The sequence below is a fragment of the Ruegeria sp. YTSA219 genome (assembly GCF_059609985.1).
Genome location: NZ_JBXWMT010000021.1, coordinates 33,241 through 47,968, shown reverse-complemented (window position 1 = coordinate 47,968; position 14,728 = coordinate 33,241). Strand labels below are relative to the sequence as shown.

The window sequence follows — 14,728 nt, the reverse complement described above, 5'->3', positions numbered from 1 at the left end:
GCCACCCGCGATCAGGTGATCCGACATCGTTGCCACAACCGCCGCTGCATCAATCCCCGCCATCTGACTATCGGTGACCGCCGGGATAACCTTGAGGATGAGCGTGACCGGCAGGCGAACGGGGTTGATTGGGAAGAACTATAGCCCTGTGGCTATGCAGAAATCTCGACTTCGGAACAGCTAACCCGCTCCTCCCGCAACGTGGGAGGGCACCCCCGCAGAACCCGCTATAGTTGCTAACGGGTGGCTCGGGTGGCTGGGGCATAAACGGGGGCATTTCTCGGAGGGTTTACCCCCAAGAGCCTGTCGTCGTTCCATGTTCCGATGAACTGGCTGGGGTGGTAGGATTCGAACCTACGATACACAGTACCAAAAACTGCTGCCTTACCACTTGGCTACACCCCAACGGTGAGGCGCTATCTACGATTGTTGTTGGTAGGGTTCAAGAGCTTTCAGGCAAAAAAATTAGGCCAGTTATAAAAAAAATTCAGAGCATCTTTCACGGGTCATGTTAGCAGCACCTCTTCCTGCCCGAAGGTGTTGAACATGGTTTGACGGCAACGGCTGTGAATTGGCTCTTCCGCCAAAGAAGCATGACTCTGCGGACAGATGTTGAACGGCTGGGCCGGGCGAGGATTCGTCTGGCAGGCGGACAGGAAGCAGGTTTTCGATTGGTTTAACGAGGGCGAGTGGCAGTCGCGAATGTGGTCTTTCTGGCGCTGCACCCCTTTGTTGCGCCTCCTGCTTACGTAGGGCCGCCCAATGCCGAAGCAGATAACAAGAATAAGCAAGTTCGAGAGTGGCGGATCGGGAACTTCATTGCCGGTTGCTCTGAGATCAGCGCTACTCGCGAATCTCTGAGGGATCGACGCCCCAAAGGTTGGATTTCAGGGCCCAGCCACGATATCCACCTGCAGAGATGCGACACCACTCGATCGTGCAGGTTCCAAGCCGCGCGACAACGCCGGTTTCAAACCGCGCACTGACCTGCGAGTTTGGGTCCGGGTTGGAATAGACCGGCAGCAAGTCGGATTCGATCAGTACTGTGCGCACGCCAGACAACAAGGCGTAATGGACCCAACCCCCTGCGCCATCGCGGTCCTGAACCTTTCTCCAGTTGCCATATTCCGCCGTCACCTGCAAAGGCATCCCGCGCCGTTTGAACACCCAGTCGATTCGATGCGACAGGGATGGTCCTCTGCGCACGTTTCCCTCGGCCGCTTTCATGGAAACATACCGTGGCAAAGGCAGATTCGTGACCTGGCCGCGCTTATCCTGTGCGCTGGCCACAAAGGGACCAAGCACAAGCAAAATTACTGAAAAAAGCGCCAGAATCCGGCGATTTACTGGTAGGAGAACACTCACTGACAGTCTGCTCTTATGCCTGTTAATTTTGCTTCGAAAAAAGGTTGGATCAATGCCCAGGGGTTCTTGTGCCCCGCCTTATCCTGCGCCACGATGCCATGACGCGCGAAAGTTTGCAAAGCAGTGGGAGTACACAGGTGCCTAGAGAACGTCTGAGTGTTGTCGTTACGCGACGGTTGCCCGAGGCTGTTGAAACCCGATTGAGCGAGCTGTTCGATGTCCGGTTGCGTGCGGACGACGCACCCATGACCCGAGAAGAGCTTGTAGCGGCCGTACAAGAAGCGGATGTACTTGTACCAACGGTTACAGACTCGATTGATGGCGGATTGCTGGGGCGGGCGGGTGAAAGGCTGCGACTGATCGCCAACTATGGGGCAGGGGTTGACAATATCGATGTCGCAACCGCCCGTCAGCGCGGCATCCTTGTGTCGAATACGCCCGGTGTGCTGACCGACGATACTGCGGATATGACTATGGCGCTGATATTGGCCGTGACCCGCCGCATCCCCGAGGGGCTGTCCGTCATGCAAAAAGGGGACTGGCAAGGATGGTCACCCAACGCGTTGCTGGGTGGGCGGATCGGTGGGCGGCGTCTTGGCATTTTGGGGATGGGCCGGATTGGTCAGGCGGTTGCCCGTCGTGCCAGTGCCTTCGGAATGCAGATACATTACCACAACCGTCGTAGGTTGAGACCGGAGACAGAGCAAGAGCTTGAGGCGACCTATTGGGAAAGCCTTGATCAGATGGTCGCACGGATGGATGTGATCTCGGTCAACTGCCCGTCTACGCCTTCGACTTTCCACCTGATGAATGCCCGGCGGCTAAAGCTGATGAAGCCGAGTGCAGTGCTAGTCAATACGTCACGTGGCGAAGTAGTCGATGAAAACGCGCTAACCCGCCAAATCCGGTCAGGCGATATCGCAGGTGCAGGTCTTGACGTTTATGAACACGGAACGAAGGTGAACCCTCGCCTACGGCAGTTGCCGAACGTGGTTCTGTTGCCGCATATGGGATCTGCCACGCTTGAGGGGCGGATCGAAATGGGCGAAAAAGTTATCATAAATATCAAGACATTCGAAGACGGCCACCGACCACCGGACCAGGTTGTTCCGTCCATGTTATAGTACGCGGCTTGGTGGCCTGACGATACAAAGTCAATTTTTCAGGAGGATACTATGAAACGAAGTCTGATTTCGGGATTGCTTTTGGCAACCATGACCTTTGCCGGGCCGTTGGCCTCTCAGGAAGCTGCGGATGCAGTTGCACCGGAGGGTGGTACTGACGGGCAGGTTCAAGGCCTGACCGCAGAAGTCATAGCCTCACTCGAAGCGAAATTGGCCGGTGAACCCGTGACGTCACAGAACTGGATGGTGGCCGCGGCCAACCCTCTGGCGGTTGAGGCCGGGGCCAAGGTGCTGCGGGCAGGCGGTTCGGCGGCTGATGCGATGGTTGCCGTGCAGGTTGTACTTGGTTTGGTCGAGCCGCAATCCTCAGGCCTTGGTGGTGGTGCATTTCTGGTCTGGTATGATGCGGCCTCTGGCAAGCTGACAACACTGGACGGACGTGAATCCGCCCCGCTTGAGGCCACCCATCGTCTGTTTCAGGACGAGAATGGCGAACCGCTGAAATTCTTTGATGCGGTTGTCGGAGGACTTTCCGTCGGCACACCCGGCACCCCGGCTTTGTTGGAAGAGGCGCATCGCCGCTGGGGCCGCAGCCCGTGGCCCGGCCTGTTTTCTGACGGCATTAATTTGGCTGATGAGGGTTTTTTGGTTTCCCCTCGATTGGCCAGCCTTGTTGAGAATGACGCGGAACGCCTGTCGCGATTTCCCGAGACAGCCGCGTATTTCCTGCCGGATGGACAGCCGCTTGCACAGGGGCAGCGGTTGACGAACCCGGCCTATGCGGAAACGCTGCGCATCATGGCTGCGGAAGGATCAGCTGGATTCTACGGAGGAGAGATTGCCGCCGGGATCGTCAGCGCGGTTCGCAACGCGCCTGGGAATCCGGGCGTGCTGTCTGGTACAGATCTGGCGCTTTATCAGGTCATCGAACGTGACCCCGTCTGCGCCACCTACCGCGTTTATGAAGTCTGCGGAATGGGCCCGCCATCCTCAGGGGCGCTGACGGTCGGGCAGATTCTGGGCATGTTGAACGGCTATGATCTGGCAGCGTCAGGCCCCGAAGATATCAGATCCTGGCGGCTGATCGGGGATGCTTCGCGTTTGGCTTTTGCCGACCGTGGGCGCTATATGGCTGACCATGATTTTGTCCCGATGCCGACACAGGGGCTGGTCGATCCTGCCTATTTGTCCGAACGGGGCGCGTTGCTGAGCGGTGAGGCCGCATTGATCGACGCCGTTCCGGGGAATCCCGAATTTGACCATGCCTCGAACTGGGCGGATGATATCTCGCTGGAACTTCCGTCGACCTCGCATATTTCGATCGTGGACCAGTATGGCAATGTGCTGTCCATGACCACGACGATCGAAAACGGCTTTGGATCGCGGCTGATGACCAACGGGTTCCTGTTGAACAATGAGCTGACCGATTTCTCGTTCAAAACCCACAGCGATGGCGTTCCGATTGCCAACCGTCTGGAACCGGGCAAACGCCCGCGCTCATCCATGAGCCCGTCCATTGTGATGCAGGACGGTGCACCGGTTCTGGCCATCGGATCGCCGGGTGGAAGCCGGATTATCGGCTATGTTGCCAAGTCGATCATCGCCTGGGCAGATTGGGATATGGATGTGCAACAGGCCTTGGCACTGCCGCATCTGGTCAATCGTTTCGGCACGTTCGACGTGGAACAGGGCACCGGGGCCGAAGGGCTTTCGGATGCGCTGACCGAACTTGGCTATGAGGTCAACGCACGTGATCTGACTTCAGGTCTTCATGCCATCGAGATCGGGGACATGCTGACAGGCGGTGCCGATCCGCGACGTGAGGGCATTGCGCTGGGCGAATAGTCTAGCGGCCAGTCAGAAAGGGAAAGCATGGTGCAAGCAAAGTCGCTTCGGCGAAACGAGGCGGGGATTGAAACGGTCGTCGGCATTCTGAAACAGCAATTCGGCGACCGTTTGCAAACGGGTCAGGCGATCCGCGAGCAGCACGGGCATACGACCACATGGATCGAAAACCAGCCCCCTGATGCAGTGGTGTTTCCGCATTCGACCCAGGAAGTCTCGGAAATCGTCAAGGCCTGCGCCACGCATAAGGTCCCTGTGATTGCCTTTGGCACCGGAACCTCGCTGGAAGGGCATGTGAACGCGCCAGCCGGTGGCATTTCGGTCGATCTGTCTCAGATGAACAAGGTACTGGCCGTTCATTCCGATGATTTGGATTGTGTCGTGCAACCAGGTGTAACGCGAGAGGAGCTGAATACTCATCTGCGTGATCAGGGTCTGTTCTTTCCGATTGATCCCGGTGCGAACGCCTCGCTGGGCGGTATGGCGGCGACCCGTGCTTCGGGAACCAATGCGGTGCGCTATGGCACGATGAAGGACAATATCCTTAGCCTTGAGGCCGTGATGCCGGACGGGCAAATCATCCGAACCGGGCAGCGGGCCAGAAAGTCGTCGGCCGGGTATGACTTGACCCGCCTGATGGTGGGCGCAGAGGGCACGCTGGGCATCATCACAGAACTCACTCTGCGTCTGCAAGGCATCCCCGAAGCGATCACCTCGGCGCGTTGTGTGTTTCCTTCTGTCGACGCGGCATGTCAGGCTGTAATGATGACGATCCAGTACGGCGTTCCCGTGGCCCGGATCGAGTTGTTGGACGAGGTGTCGGTGAAGGCCGCAAACGCCTATTCGGGACTGGCCTTACCGGAAACCCCGCTTTTGCTATTGGAGTTTCATGGATCGACTGGTGGTGCGGTCGAGCAGGCTGAGACATTTGGTCAGATCGCCGAAGAGTTCGGCGGCACAGATTTCGCGGCCACTTCGACAACCGAAGAACGCAACAAACTCTGGCAGGCACGCCATGATATGTATTGGGCCAGCTTGCAGTTGCGCCCGGGTGCGCGGGGCATATCAACCGATGTTTGCGTACCGATCTCGCGACTGGCAGAATGCGTGACTGCGACCCGAAACAAGGCCAAGGAACTTGGGCTTTTGGCGCCGATTGTCGGGCATGTAGGGGACGGTAATTTTCACACCTTGCTGTTGATCGACATGGAAAACGCCGACGAAGTGGCCAAAGCGGACGGGTTTGTTGGGTGGTTGAATAACCTTGCGATCGAGATGGAGGGAACCTGTACCGGGGAACATGGGATCGGGCAAGGAAAGCGGTCATACCTGGCCAAGGAGCTAGGGGCAGCGCTGACCTTTATGGAGGCGGTGAAAAAGGCGCTTGATCCCGACAATATCATGAACCCTGGAAAAATATTTCCGGCTCGGGACGGGTAAAAACCGCGCGGATTATTCCGTATCTAGGCCACAAGGATGCCTCAATTTTCAAAGATTCTGCGCGAAATAAGCAGTGAATGAATATTGAGGTAATTTGATGGACGCGTTGCGGCTGATCGGGTTTGCGCTGATTGTTGGATTGGTTGTTGCCGGGCTGGATTACTACCAGCAGGATAAGAAACACGAAGGTACGCTGTCGGCAAACGGCTATGTGGAAACGCTCAAAACGCGGTTCGCCCTTTATCATGAAGAACTGGATGCCGAAGCGGCAGAACGCGACCGCCAGAAGCGTTGGCGCGCAGGGGGCAAGCCCTATATGCCGGTCCCGGATTCAGAGCTTTCGCGTCGGGCAATAATGGACAGTGACTTCACGCTCGATGCGCGTGAAGGGGGGGGCTTGAAATCAGTCAGTGAGGCCGCGCGCCCGCTTGCCAGTAAGGTGGCCGTTCAAAAAGCTGAAATACAGGCCAAAAAACTGGATAAGGCAGGCTGGGTTTATGAAAAGGCTGGTCACACTTACTGGATTGAGATCAAACTGCGGCAGGAGGCTTCCGCGGATTCACTTGCGGGCAATATCGCAAGATCGATCGACTCGATGGATTTCGGCGCCAGCAATTATGCTCCGTTCGGTGTGATCGGGGGCGTTGCCTATTTTCAGTTCGTCGAAGCAGAGTACAGCCCGATCCATCTCGATGTCCGTAAAGTCTGGTCTATGATCACTGCCAAAGTGACGGATCTGACACAGCCGGTTGGGTTCCAGATCTATACGGGCACCCTGGGTCTGGGTGAGGAAATACGTGTTGAGATGTACACAGATGCCCCGGAGCAGGATGTGCGCATATTCCTCAGCCAGCTTGACTATGATGGGATGAACGCGTTGCTTAGCCGGCCGGTGCCTGGTGTAGGAAACGAGGCGGTTACCGACCCGGATGGCGGCATAAAGCGCGCCTTGCAAATGGCCGAAGTCCGGGCCGAGTTCACCCGGCTGCGCAGCGAGATTGCTCAGTTGCGGATCGAAAACATCAACGGGTTGGCCTTGCTTGCCAATACAATGGCGGCACAACACGGGTTGCCATCTGATGCTTTCGATCTGACGGCAAACAATATCCAATCCCCGGATGATTTGATCCAGATCGGGTATCGCAAAGGGTTGGCTGGCCTGGAAATTGAAAACGCAGATGCGGATGGATCTGGCGGCAGTGTTTTTGGGCGACTTTTCGGGAAGCTAACGGGTGGGTCGGAAGAAAAAGAGGTCGAACCGAAAAGCTCGAGCGGTTTGTTCGGCGGCCTGAAGTCGTTTTTTAAAGGTTCAGAAACTGCCGATGCTTCTGGGAAACGTGTGAACGAAGCATCCGAGATTCGTGTGAACAAGGGTGGAGCAGGGTCTTCGGGCAAATGCGCCTTCAAAGATGCGCGCAAGACCTGCTCGCTGTCTGGCGGCTGAGAAAGTTCAAAACTTGTAGGAAAAACGACCCCCAGATGTCTGAGGGTCGTTTTTTTTATATCACTGGTCGGATGAATGTCGCGCGGTGGGCGCTGATTGCGCCATATGGTGGCAACAGATTCCAAGGGGAGACACCCGGCTATGAAAACCCAAGTCAAAGCACTGGTCGTTGGCGGCGGCGCCGTCGGCACTTCGATTGCCTATCATCTGGCCAAGGCAGGCTGGGACGATGTCATGCTAATCGAGCGGGACGAACTGACGTCAGGTTCGACCTGGCATGCGGCGGGTTTGCTGCCGCTGTTCAACATGTCCTATGCGACCACGCATATCCACAAATACTCGGTCGATTTCTACAAGCAGCTTGAGGATGAGACCGGCCTGAACGCGGGTTTCGCCGTGGTTGGTAACCTGCGCATGGCGCAGACCCAGGAGCGCATGGACGAATACATGCTGTACGCGTCGACCGCCGAAACCTGTGACGTTGCCTATGAATGGTTGACTCCGGACCAGATTAAGGAACGCTGGCCGCTGATCGAGACCTCGGACCTGAAGGGCGCGATCTATCACACCGAGGACGGCTATATTAACCCAGCAGACGTGACACAGGCGATGGCCAAGGGTGCGCGTCAACGCGGTGTTGAGATCGTTCGCAAGCTGCAGGCCGATGCCTTCCATTGGAATGGCACTCATTGGGAAGTCACCTGCACCAAGATGGTCGAGAAGGGCGGTAACCTCATTCCGTCGGATGAGCAGGTGGTTATCACCGCCGAGCATGTCGTGACCGCATCGGGCAACCACGCACAGCGGACCGCGAAAATGCTGGGCATCAAGATGCCTGCGATCCCGGTCGAACACACCTTTATCGTCATGGACAAAGACCCCGAGTTGGTCAAATGGCGCGAGGCGGGCAACCCGGAACACCCTGTTGTGCGTGATGCCGACAACGAATCCTATGCCCGCGAAGAACGCGGTGGCTGGATTTTGGGGATCTATGAACATGGTGCGCCGGCGCAGTTCGAACACGGCGTGCCCGATAGTTTCCGCGCAGACTTATTCCCGCTCGATCTGGACCGGATTGCGGATCAGTACATGGCGATGGCCGAGCGTGTGCCGTCCTGTGCTGAATCCGGTCTGAAAGACGATTTCAACGGCCCGATCTGCTACACACCCGACGGTAACCCGCTGGTTGGACCCGCGCCGGGTCTGCGCAATATGTGGCTGGCCGAGGGGTTCTCGTTCGGTATCACCGCCGCAGGCGGCACCGGTTACTATCTGGCCCAGATGATGGTCGATGGAGAAGCCGAGATCGACATGGCCTCACTGGATCCCAAACGCTATAGCAGCAACTGGATGACCACCGAGTTCGCGGCGCGCAAGAACGAAGAGTGCTATGAGCACGTCTATATCCTGCACCACCCCGATGAAGAACGTGCTGCCTGCCGCCCGCTGCGGACTGTTCCGGCCTATGACCGTCAGAAAGCGCGTGGCGCACAGTTTGGCTGGGTTAACGGCTGGGAGCGCCCGAACTACTTCGGTCCGCTGGATGCACCCGAAAACTTCGACCATGATGCCCGCTCGTTCCGCCGCGGTGGCTGGTGGCAGCATGCCGTTGACGAAGCAAAGGCGATCCGCGAAGGCGTTGGCCTGATTGACGCATCGGCCTTCACAAAGCATGTCGTCAAAGGCCCCGGTGCGACCCAGTTCCTGGATTGGTTCACCTGCAACAAGCTGCCCAAGGTCGGTCGTATCAACCTGACCTACGCGCTGACCTCGCACGGTACCACCCGCACCGAATACACCATCGTCCGTAACGGCGAGAACAACTACTACATCGTCTCTGCCGGTGCCTGGACTGAGTACGACGCCGATTACCTGCGCAAGGCGGCCGAGGACAAGATGGAGGAGTTCGGTTACATCGAGATCCAGGATGTGACCACTCAGTGGGGCGTTTTTGCCATCGCCGGACCCAAATCGCGGGACGTTCTGAAAGAGGTCATCAAAGACGCCGATCCGGAAACCGCACTGTCCAACAAGCGCTTCCCATGGTTGTCGGCCCGTCAGATCGAACTGGGCATGTGCCCGGTCAACGCGATCCGTGTGGCCTATACCGGTGAGCTGGGTTGGGAACTGCACCACCCGATTGAAATGCAGAACTACCTGTTCGACCTGCTGGAAAAAGCGGGTGAGAAGCATGGCATGAAGCTGGTCGGCGCACGCGCCCAGAACTGGCTGCGTCAGGAGAAATCCTATCGCGCCTTCGGCACCGAACTGGGCCGCGACGCGACCCCGCTGGAAGCCGACCTGCCGCGCTTTGTTGACCTGTCCAAGGACTTCTATGGCAAGGCCAAGCTGGAAGAGACTGGCGTGCGCGTGAAATGCTGCACCCTGCTGATCGACGGACCGGAGGATGCCGATCCGTGGGGCCGTGAAGTGTTGTATACGCCGGAAGGTGAACGCGTCGGTCGTCTGACTTCGGGTGGCTATTCAGTAGCCTTCGAGAAATCCATCGGCATGGGCTATGTGAAGCCCGATCTGGCGGTGGAAGGCACCAAGCTGAAGGTCAAGCTTCAGGACAAATTGTGGGATGCGGTCGTCACCTGCGACAGCCCCTATGATCCGAAAAACGAAACCATCCGCAAGGACGGCTGATCTGGATAAGAACGGCGGCACCTTTTTGGTGCCGCCTTCAAAAGCCCGCAGCACGCGGGCTTTTTTCATGCACTCAGCTCGTCGAAACAGTCCAGCGCCTTAGAGGCGTACATCATCGACGGCCCGCCTCCCATCTGAACCGCCATGGACAGAACGTCCGAAACCTCGTCACGTGACGCGCCGGCTTTGATCAAAGCTTCGGTGTGCAGCATGATACAGGGTTCGCATCGGTCCGCTATGGATATGCCAAGAGCGATGAATTCTTTGGTCTTGTAGTCTAGCGTTCCGCCTTGCTTGACCGCCGCGCCAAGCGCACCGAAGGCGCGGGCGGTATCAGGGATTGCGCCGTTCAAATTGCGAAGACCTTTTCGCGTGTCGTTGATCTTTTCCTGCCAGGGCATGCTACATTCCATTTAACATCGTGTGTTTGGAATATGTTTAGTTGGCTTCGGTCGGGCTTTGATCTGGATCAGGTGTTAGGTTTTTCCACGATGAAGGCCAGGTTATTTGCAGGCATCTCCGCGACTTCCAGGATTTTCAGGTCGTGATTGGCCAAAAGCTCAGAAACGTCTCCGTCGTTTTTATATCCGATTTCAGCATCCTGCTGGACCAGAGCCGTATGAAATCGTTGATCCCCCACGCTGGTCAGGCGATTGTTGCGCATGAAAGGACCATAAAGGATCAACCGGCCATTCGCGTTCAGTGCTTGCGCTGCCTCACCGACAAGCGTTTCCACTTCGGCCCAGCTGATCAGGTGCAAGAGATTGATCAGAACGATCAGATCCCTGCCGCCAAACGGCTGATGCCAACCCTCGATGGTTGCATCCAGAACTTCTGCTTTAGACACATTCGGCAGGCCCGCGGTGTAGGCATTGATGCTGGCCCGCCGTTCGGATTCAACCTCACTGGGTTGCCAATGCATGCCGGGGCGGCACTCGGCAAAGGCTGCGATGTGCTGACCGGTGCCACTTGCCAGTTCCAGCGCTTGTCCGGTCAAAGGGGCGAACTGGTCCAGAAGATCACACAAAGCCCCGACGTTACGGCTGGCTGCCGGAGCGACCAACTGACCGTTCTCTCCTACAGTCGCGACGCTGGCGTTGGAGGGTAACGGGCGCTTGTTCATCTGTGCAACCTGTCTGGTCTCAGAGAGGCGATGGTCGCCGTGTCCAGACTTGATTGGTTGCCGACTGTCAGATCCGCTACCAGTTGGGATGCAGCAGGGGCCGTCTGAAACCCGTAACCACCCTGACCGGCAGACCAGATAAACGTAGGATCGGTCGGATCGGGCCCCAAAACCAGGCTGCCATCCGGTGCGAAACTGCGCAAGCCCGCCCAGTTGGTTTCGACCCGTGTCACAGGCTCGGTGACCATTGCCTCGTACCGGGCCAAGCCCTCGGCCAGAACCATGTCATCGGCAAACGCATCATGGGCGGCGGTCGGATCGGCATCGGCAGGTGAGACCAGCAATTTGCCCGCGTCGGGTTTAGCATACCAGCTTTCGCCCGCACCCAACATCATGGGCCAGGCGCGCAAGTCATGCCCGCCGGGGGCCGGGATACGGGCCATTGAGCGGCGGCGCGGCTGGATACCAATCGGCGCGATACCGGCCATCGCCGCGATTTCGTCAACCCAGGCGCCGGCTGCATTGACGATGTGTCGTGCCTCAAAGCTCTCGGTGGCCTCGACGATCCAGTGCCTATGTTTGCGAATTGCCGTGACGCTTTGCCGGGTCAGAACGGATCCACCATTCCCACGGATCGTCCGGGCGAAATCCTGCATCATGCGGTCGGTATCTATATCTTGTTCACTGTCGCTGTGCGCCGCGAACCCGACGGTTTCGGGGTTCAGGATCGGGATAAGGGATTGTGCCGCGTCAAAGGAAATCTGTCGGCCGCCAAGTTGATCGGCATCCCGGTGAAACACATCGTGTTGGTCTTTCCCGCCGATCAGAACCCAGCCGCGTGGCGACAGATAGTCATTCGTCTCAAAATGCGCTGCGCTGGCAAGGTTGAGGGCAATAACAGCAGGCGGACCATAGGCGGGTGCAAACATAGCTGCGGACCGGCCTGATGCGTGATAGCCAAGCGCCTCTTCGCCCTCGAGCACGGTGACCTGGCCGCGCTCTGACAACCGCGCGCCCACGCTAAGCCCGGCAATACCGCCGCCGATAATCAGGAAATCTATCATGTCGCCCCTTTGCTGGCCGCAGTCGTGATTTTCTGACGTCGAATGCGTCGTGCACGACCGTAGAATTCTAATTGAGACTTTAAGCAGGGTTGAATTTGCGCATCAACCCATCCAAAGAAGTGGAAAGCAATTAGAGGAGGGCAGGGTGAGCACAGCAGATTTACACCCATTGGCCACGGGGCACATTCCGTCTTACGTGACCCAGGCGGATGGCAGCGATTTTCTTTTGACGGTCATGTTCATTTTCACGGTTGTGGTAATCATCCTGATCGGCGTTGGCTATTTCACCCTGCATTCGATCCCCGAAAAGCTCGCGCATGAATCCAACCACCCGCAGTTTCAGCTTGTGGGAATTCTTGCGCTGCTGGCTTTGTTCACTCATAACGGATTGTTCTGGATTGCAGCCATTCTGGTCGCCGGATTCCAGTTTCCCGACATAGGTGCGCCCTTGCGTGCCATTGCCGATGCGATCCGATCTTTGGCGCCGCAACCGCCTGCTGATCCCGATCCCGTTCCATCCCCCGAACCCGTCGCGCAGCAGGAGCAATAGGACATGCTTGAAACACTGATGTGCGCGCTGGTTACAGTGCTGCCTGATTATCTGTTCCGCCGCTTTGTGCAGGGAAAACGTTTCGGGCACGAGATCACATTATTCACCATGTGGTACGAGTTGCGCTGGGGTCTGACAACCTGTGCCATTATGGCGCTGACCGTGATCACCACTCTGTTCTATTTTCACCCGGCCAGCAAAACTGCGGCCTCGTATTTCCGCACAGTAACGATCTTGCCGCAACTGGGTGGGCGAGTGTCCGAGGTCTATGTCTCCAACAATCAACAGGTTGTTGCTGGGCAGCCAATCTTCCGGATCGAGGACTTTACTCAGACTGCAATGGTTGAGGCAGCGCATGCGCAGATCGCGCAAGTTCAGGCATCACTGAAAGTTGCGGAGACCGATCTGGCCGAGGCCGCCGCCGGGATCGCGGGCGCAAAAGCGGCGCTGGATCAGGCGCTGGAGGACTTGCAACGCAATACGACCCTGCGGGACGAAGGGTCAAGCGCCGTCCGCCTGGCCGAGATTGACCGGCTGGAAAACCTTGTCGCTGAACGAGAGGCCAAGCTGGTTGCGGCTGAATCGCAACGCGCTGCCGTCGTACAGCAAATCGAAGAGCTGATCCCGGCCCAACTGGCCAGCGCCAATGCGAACCTGGATGCTGCTTTGACCGAGCTGGACAAGACTGTGATCAACGCGGGTGTGACGGGGAGGATCGAACAGTTCGGCCTTCAGGTTGGCGATTACGTCAGTCCTCTGCTGCGTCCAGCAGGTATTCTTGTGCCGTCAAACTCCGGGCATGACCGCTTTCAGGCTGCGTTCAATCAGATGTCGGCGCAGGTTATCAAGCCCGGCATGGTCGGAGAGCTGGGCTGCATGACCAAGCCGTTCACGGTTATTCCGGTTGTGGTGGTCGAAGTTCAGGATGTGATCCCATCGGGACAAATTCGCCCGTCAGACGAGCTGAGAGACGTGCAGTCCAACAAGGTGCCGGGCTCGATCCTGGTTTATTTTGAACCGCTTTATAAGGGCATGGCGGATGATATCCCGCCCGGCAGCAACTGTCTGGCGAATGTCTACACCGATAACCACGAGCGGCTGGAGCATGAAGATTTGGGCTTTTGGCACTCTGCTTTCCTGCATGTGGTCGACACGATCGGCGTGGTTCATGCGGCGGGTCTGCGCCTGCGTTTGATCCTGATGCCGGTGAACACGCTGGTTCTGACTGGGCATTAACGGCCCTTACTTAGATCAGAATTTGCCGTTGTCATTCTTCCACTCGCTACGGGGCGCTATGGTTTCCATAGTGCCCCACTGCTCGACGATCACTCCGTCTGCGACCCGAAACAGATCATAAAAGCTGGTATGTTTTCCGTGACTGGCACCTTCGCTCATGCACAGGACGAAATTCCCTTCTGCCAGCACACGATGGACGCGGTGATACTGAACGATCAACTCCGCGTCTGATCTAGCTTCAAGCACCATGCGATAGGCGTCGATGCCGTCAACACCATCGGGATCGTGTTGTATCAGGTTCGCATCAACAAACGCCTTCATCCGCTCGGTTTTCCGGTCTATCAGGACCGTTTGCGAGAAGTTGTCGACCAATTCCCGGTTCTGTTCGGTTCTGTCAATATCCGTGATTTCAGTTGGCCCATCAAGCATGCCGCGTCCCGAAGCGTTTGGGCCGCGCAGGGGCTGAATGTTATCCCAGTGCTCAACAGCTTTGCTGTCTTCAAACCGAAAGACCTCGAACGCGGCCTTAACTTCGGCAAAATCATATTCGTTATGGGCAAAAGCGAATTCGCCATCTTCAAAAACGCGAACAAATTTAACCTTGGGATTTGTTTTCGACAGGCGGGCAAACAACGTGGCCAGCCCCTCGCTGCCTTCATGGGTCTGGGGATTGTGCTGGATGTATTTTTCTTCGTTGACGACGGCTGCGGCCTCGGCATCCCCGGTTTCGATACCTTTCAACAGTTTCTGCAGCAATTCGCGTTTTGAATTCATCTGGTCCTCGTTGATCGGTAGAGCCGCGGATCAATGTGCTTGGCGCTGGTTTCGGGCTATTGAAGATCAAGAGTGGCATAAAACAGGTGGCAAAATCAAAAAAGGCCCGCACAT

At 57.1% G+C, this 14,728-nt stretch carries 13 protein-coding genes and 1 tRNA gene; 8 read left to right on the top strand and 6 right to left on the bottom strand.

The window, feature by feature from the left end:
* Positions 1-15: 15 nt before the first annotated feature.
* On the top strand, positions 16-144 hold the full coding sequence (locus AC2FFB_RS19360; RefSeq protein WP_496875316.1) for a hypothetical protein: 129 nt from the start codon (positions 16-18) through the stop codon (positions 142-144).
* A gap of 186 nt (positions 145-330) precedes the next feature.
* Here the strand turns inward: AC2FFB_RS19360 and AC2FFB_RS19355 are convergent.
* Together AC2FFB_RS19355 and AC2FFB_RS19350 are read right to left on the bottom strand one after the other, a co-directional pair.
* Positions 331-405, bottom strand: a tRNA-Gln gene (locus AC2FFB_RS19355).
* Positions 406-843: 438 nt separating this feature from the next.
* Positions 844-1,365 carry an SH3 domain-containing protein gene (locus AC2FFB_RS19350; protein ID WP_142638974.1) on the bottom strand — a complete coding sequence of 174 codons (522 nt, stop codon included), beginning with the start codon at positions 1,363-1,365 and terminating at the stop codon, positions 844-846.
* A 137-nt stretch (positions 1,366-1,502) separates the two neighbouring features.
* Between AC2FFB_RS19350 and AC2FFB_RS19345 the strand changes: the two genes are divergently transcribed.
* From AC2FFB_RS19345 to AC2FFB_RS19325, 5 genes are all read left to right on the top strand, one after another.
* Positions 1,503-2,489, top strand: a complete 987-nt coding sequence (locus AC2FFB_RS19345) for a 2-hydroxyacid dehydrogenase (RefSeq protein ID WP_281973630.1) — start codon at positions 1,503-1,505, stop codon at positions 2,487-2,489.
* Between the two features lie 51 nt (positions 2,490-2,540).
* The gene (gene ggt, locus AC2FFB_RS19340; protein WP_496875315.1) at positions 2,541-4,334 is read left to right on the top strand and encodes a gamma-glutamyltransferase; all 1,794 of its coding nucleotides are present in this window, start codon (positions 2,541-2,543) and stop codon (positions 4,332-4,334) included.
* A 27-nt stretch (positions 4,335-4,361) separates the two neighbouring features.
* Entirely contained in the window at positions 4,362-5,774 is a 1,413-nt protein-coding gene (locus AC2FFB_RS19335) for an FAD-binding oxidoreductase (protein WP_496694455.1), read from the top strand.
* Between the two features lie 97 nt (positions 5,775-5,871).
* Positions 5,872-7,218 carry a hypothetical protein gene (locus tag AC2FFB_RS19330; protein WP_496694454.1) on the top strand — a complete coding sequence of 449 codons (1,347 nt, stop codon included), beginning with the start codon at positions 5,872-5,874 and terminating at the stop codon, positions 7,216-7,218.
* A gap of 141 nt (positions 7,219-7,359) precedes the next feature.
* Complete coding sequence (locus tag AC2FFB_RS19325; RefSeq protein WP_281973634.1) at positions 7,360-9,867, top strand: GcvT family protein; 2,508 nt, start codon at positions 7,360-7,362, stop codon at positions 9,865-9,867.
* Positions 9,868-9,932: 65 nt separating this feature from the next.
* On the opposite strand, the gene AC2FFB_RS19320 is transcribed toward AC2FFB_RS19325, so the two are convergent.
* The 3 genes from AC2FFB_RS19320 to AC2FFB_RS19310 all read right to left on the bottom strand — a co-directional run bounded on the left by AC2FFB_RS19320 (position 9,933) and on the right by AC2FFB_RS19310 (position 12,054).
* Entirely contained in the window at positions 9,933-10,268 is a 336-nt protein-coding gene (locus AC2FFB_RS19320; RefSeq protein WP_142638962.1) for a carboxymuconolactone decarboxylase family protein, read from the bottom strand.
* A 68-nt stretch (positions 10,269-10,336) separates the two neighbouring features.
* Entirely contained in the window at positions 10,337-10,990 is a 654-nt protein-coding gene (locus tag AC2FFB_RS19315) for a DUF938 domain-containing protein (protein WP_281973635.1), read from the bottom strand.
* On the bottom strand, positions 10,987-12,054 hold the full coding sequence (locus AC2FFB_RS19310; RefSeq protein WP_496694451.1) for an NAD(P)/FAD-dependent oxidoreductase: 1,068 nt from the start codon (positions 12,052-12,054) through the stop codon (positions 10,987-10,989). Before AC2FFB_RS19310 ends, AC2FFB_RS19315 begins: the two co-directional genes overlap by 4 nt.
* 145 nt (positions 12,055-12,199) lie before the next feature.
* On the opposite strand from AC2FFB_RS19310, the gene AC2FFB_RS19305 reads away from it, so the two are divergent.
* Together AC2FFB_RS19305 and AC2FFB_RS19300 are read left to right on the top strand one after the other, a co-directional pair.
* Positions 12,200-12,604, top strand: a complete 405-nt coding sequence (locus tag AC2FFB_RS19305) for a hypothetical protein (protein ID WP_142638956.1) — start codon at positions 12,200-12,202, stop codon at positions 12,602-12,604.
* A gap of 3 nt (positions 12,605-12,607) precedes the next feature.
* A complete protein-coding gene (locus AC2FFB_RS19300; protein WP_496714092.1) occupies positions 12,608-13,840 on the top strand; it encodes an HlyD family secretion protein in 1,233 nt (410 codons plus the stop codon).
* Positions 13,841-13,855: 15 nt separating this feature from the next.
* On the opposite strand, the gene AC2FFB_RS19295 is transcribed toward AC2FFB_RS19300, so the two are convergent.
* On the bottom strand, positions 13,856-14,614 hold the full coding sequence (locus AC2FFB_RS19295) for a nuclear transport factor 2 family protein (RefSeq protein WP_271952556.1): 759 nt from the start codon (positions 14,612-14,614) through the stop codon (positions 13,856-13,858).
* Positions 14,615-14,728 lie beyond the last annotated feature (114 nt).

Excerpts from the sequence above, each read along its gene's own strand:
- AC2FFB_RS19320 (WP_142638962.1), bottom strand. The coding sequence starts at position 10,268 with ATGCCCTGGCAGGAAAAGATCAACGACACGCGAAAAGGTCTTCGCAAT.
- ggt (WP_496875315.1), top strand. The coding sequence starts at position 2,541 with ATGAAACGAAGTCTGATTTCGGGATTGCTTTTGGCAACCATGACCTTT.
- AC2FFB_RS19330 (WP_496694454.1), top strand. The coding sequence starts at position 5,872 with ATGGACGCGTTGCGGCTGATCGGGTTTGCGCTGATTGTTGGATTGGTT.
- AC2FFB_RS19295 (WP_271952556.1), bottom strand. The coding sequence starts at position 14,614 with ATGAATTCAAAACGCGAATTGCTGCAGAAACTGTTGAAAGGTATCGAA.
- AC2FFB_RS19335 (WP_496694455.1), top strand. The coding sequence starts at position 4,362 with ATGGTGCAAGCAAAGTCGCTTCGGCGAAACGAGGCGGGGATTGAAACG.
- AC2FFB_RS19310 (WP_496694451.1), bottom strand. The coding sequence starts at position 12,054 with ATGATAGATTTCCTGATTATCGGCGGCGGTATTGCCGGGCTTAGCGTG.
- AC2FFB_RS19315 (WP_281973635.1), bottom strand. The coding sequence starts at position 10,990 with ATGAACAAGCGCCCGTTACCCTCCAACGCCAGCGTCGCGACTGTAGGA.
- AC2FFB_RS19300 (WP_496714092.1), top strand. The coding sequence starts at position 12,608 with ATGCTTGAAACACTGATGTGCGCGCTGGTTACAGTGCTGCCTGATTAT.
- AC2FFB_RS19325 (WP_281973634.1), top strand. The coding sequence starts at position 7,360 with ATGAAAACCCAAGTCAAAGCACTGGTCGTTGGCGGCGGCGCCGTCGGC.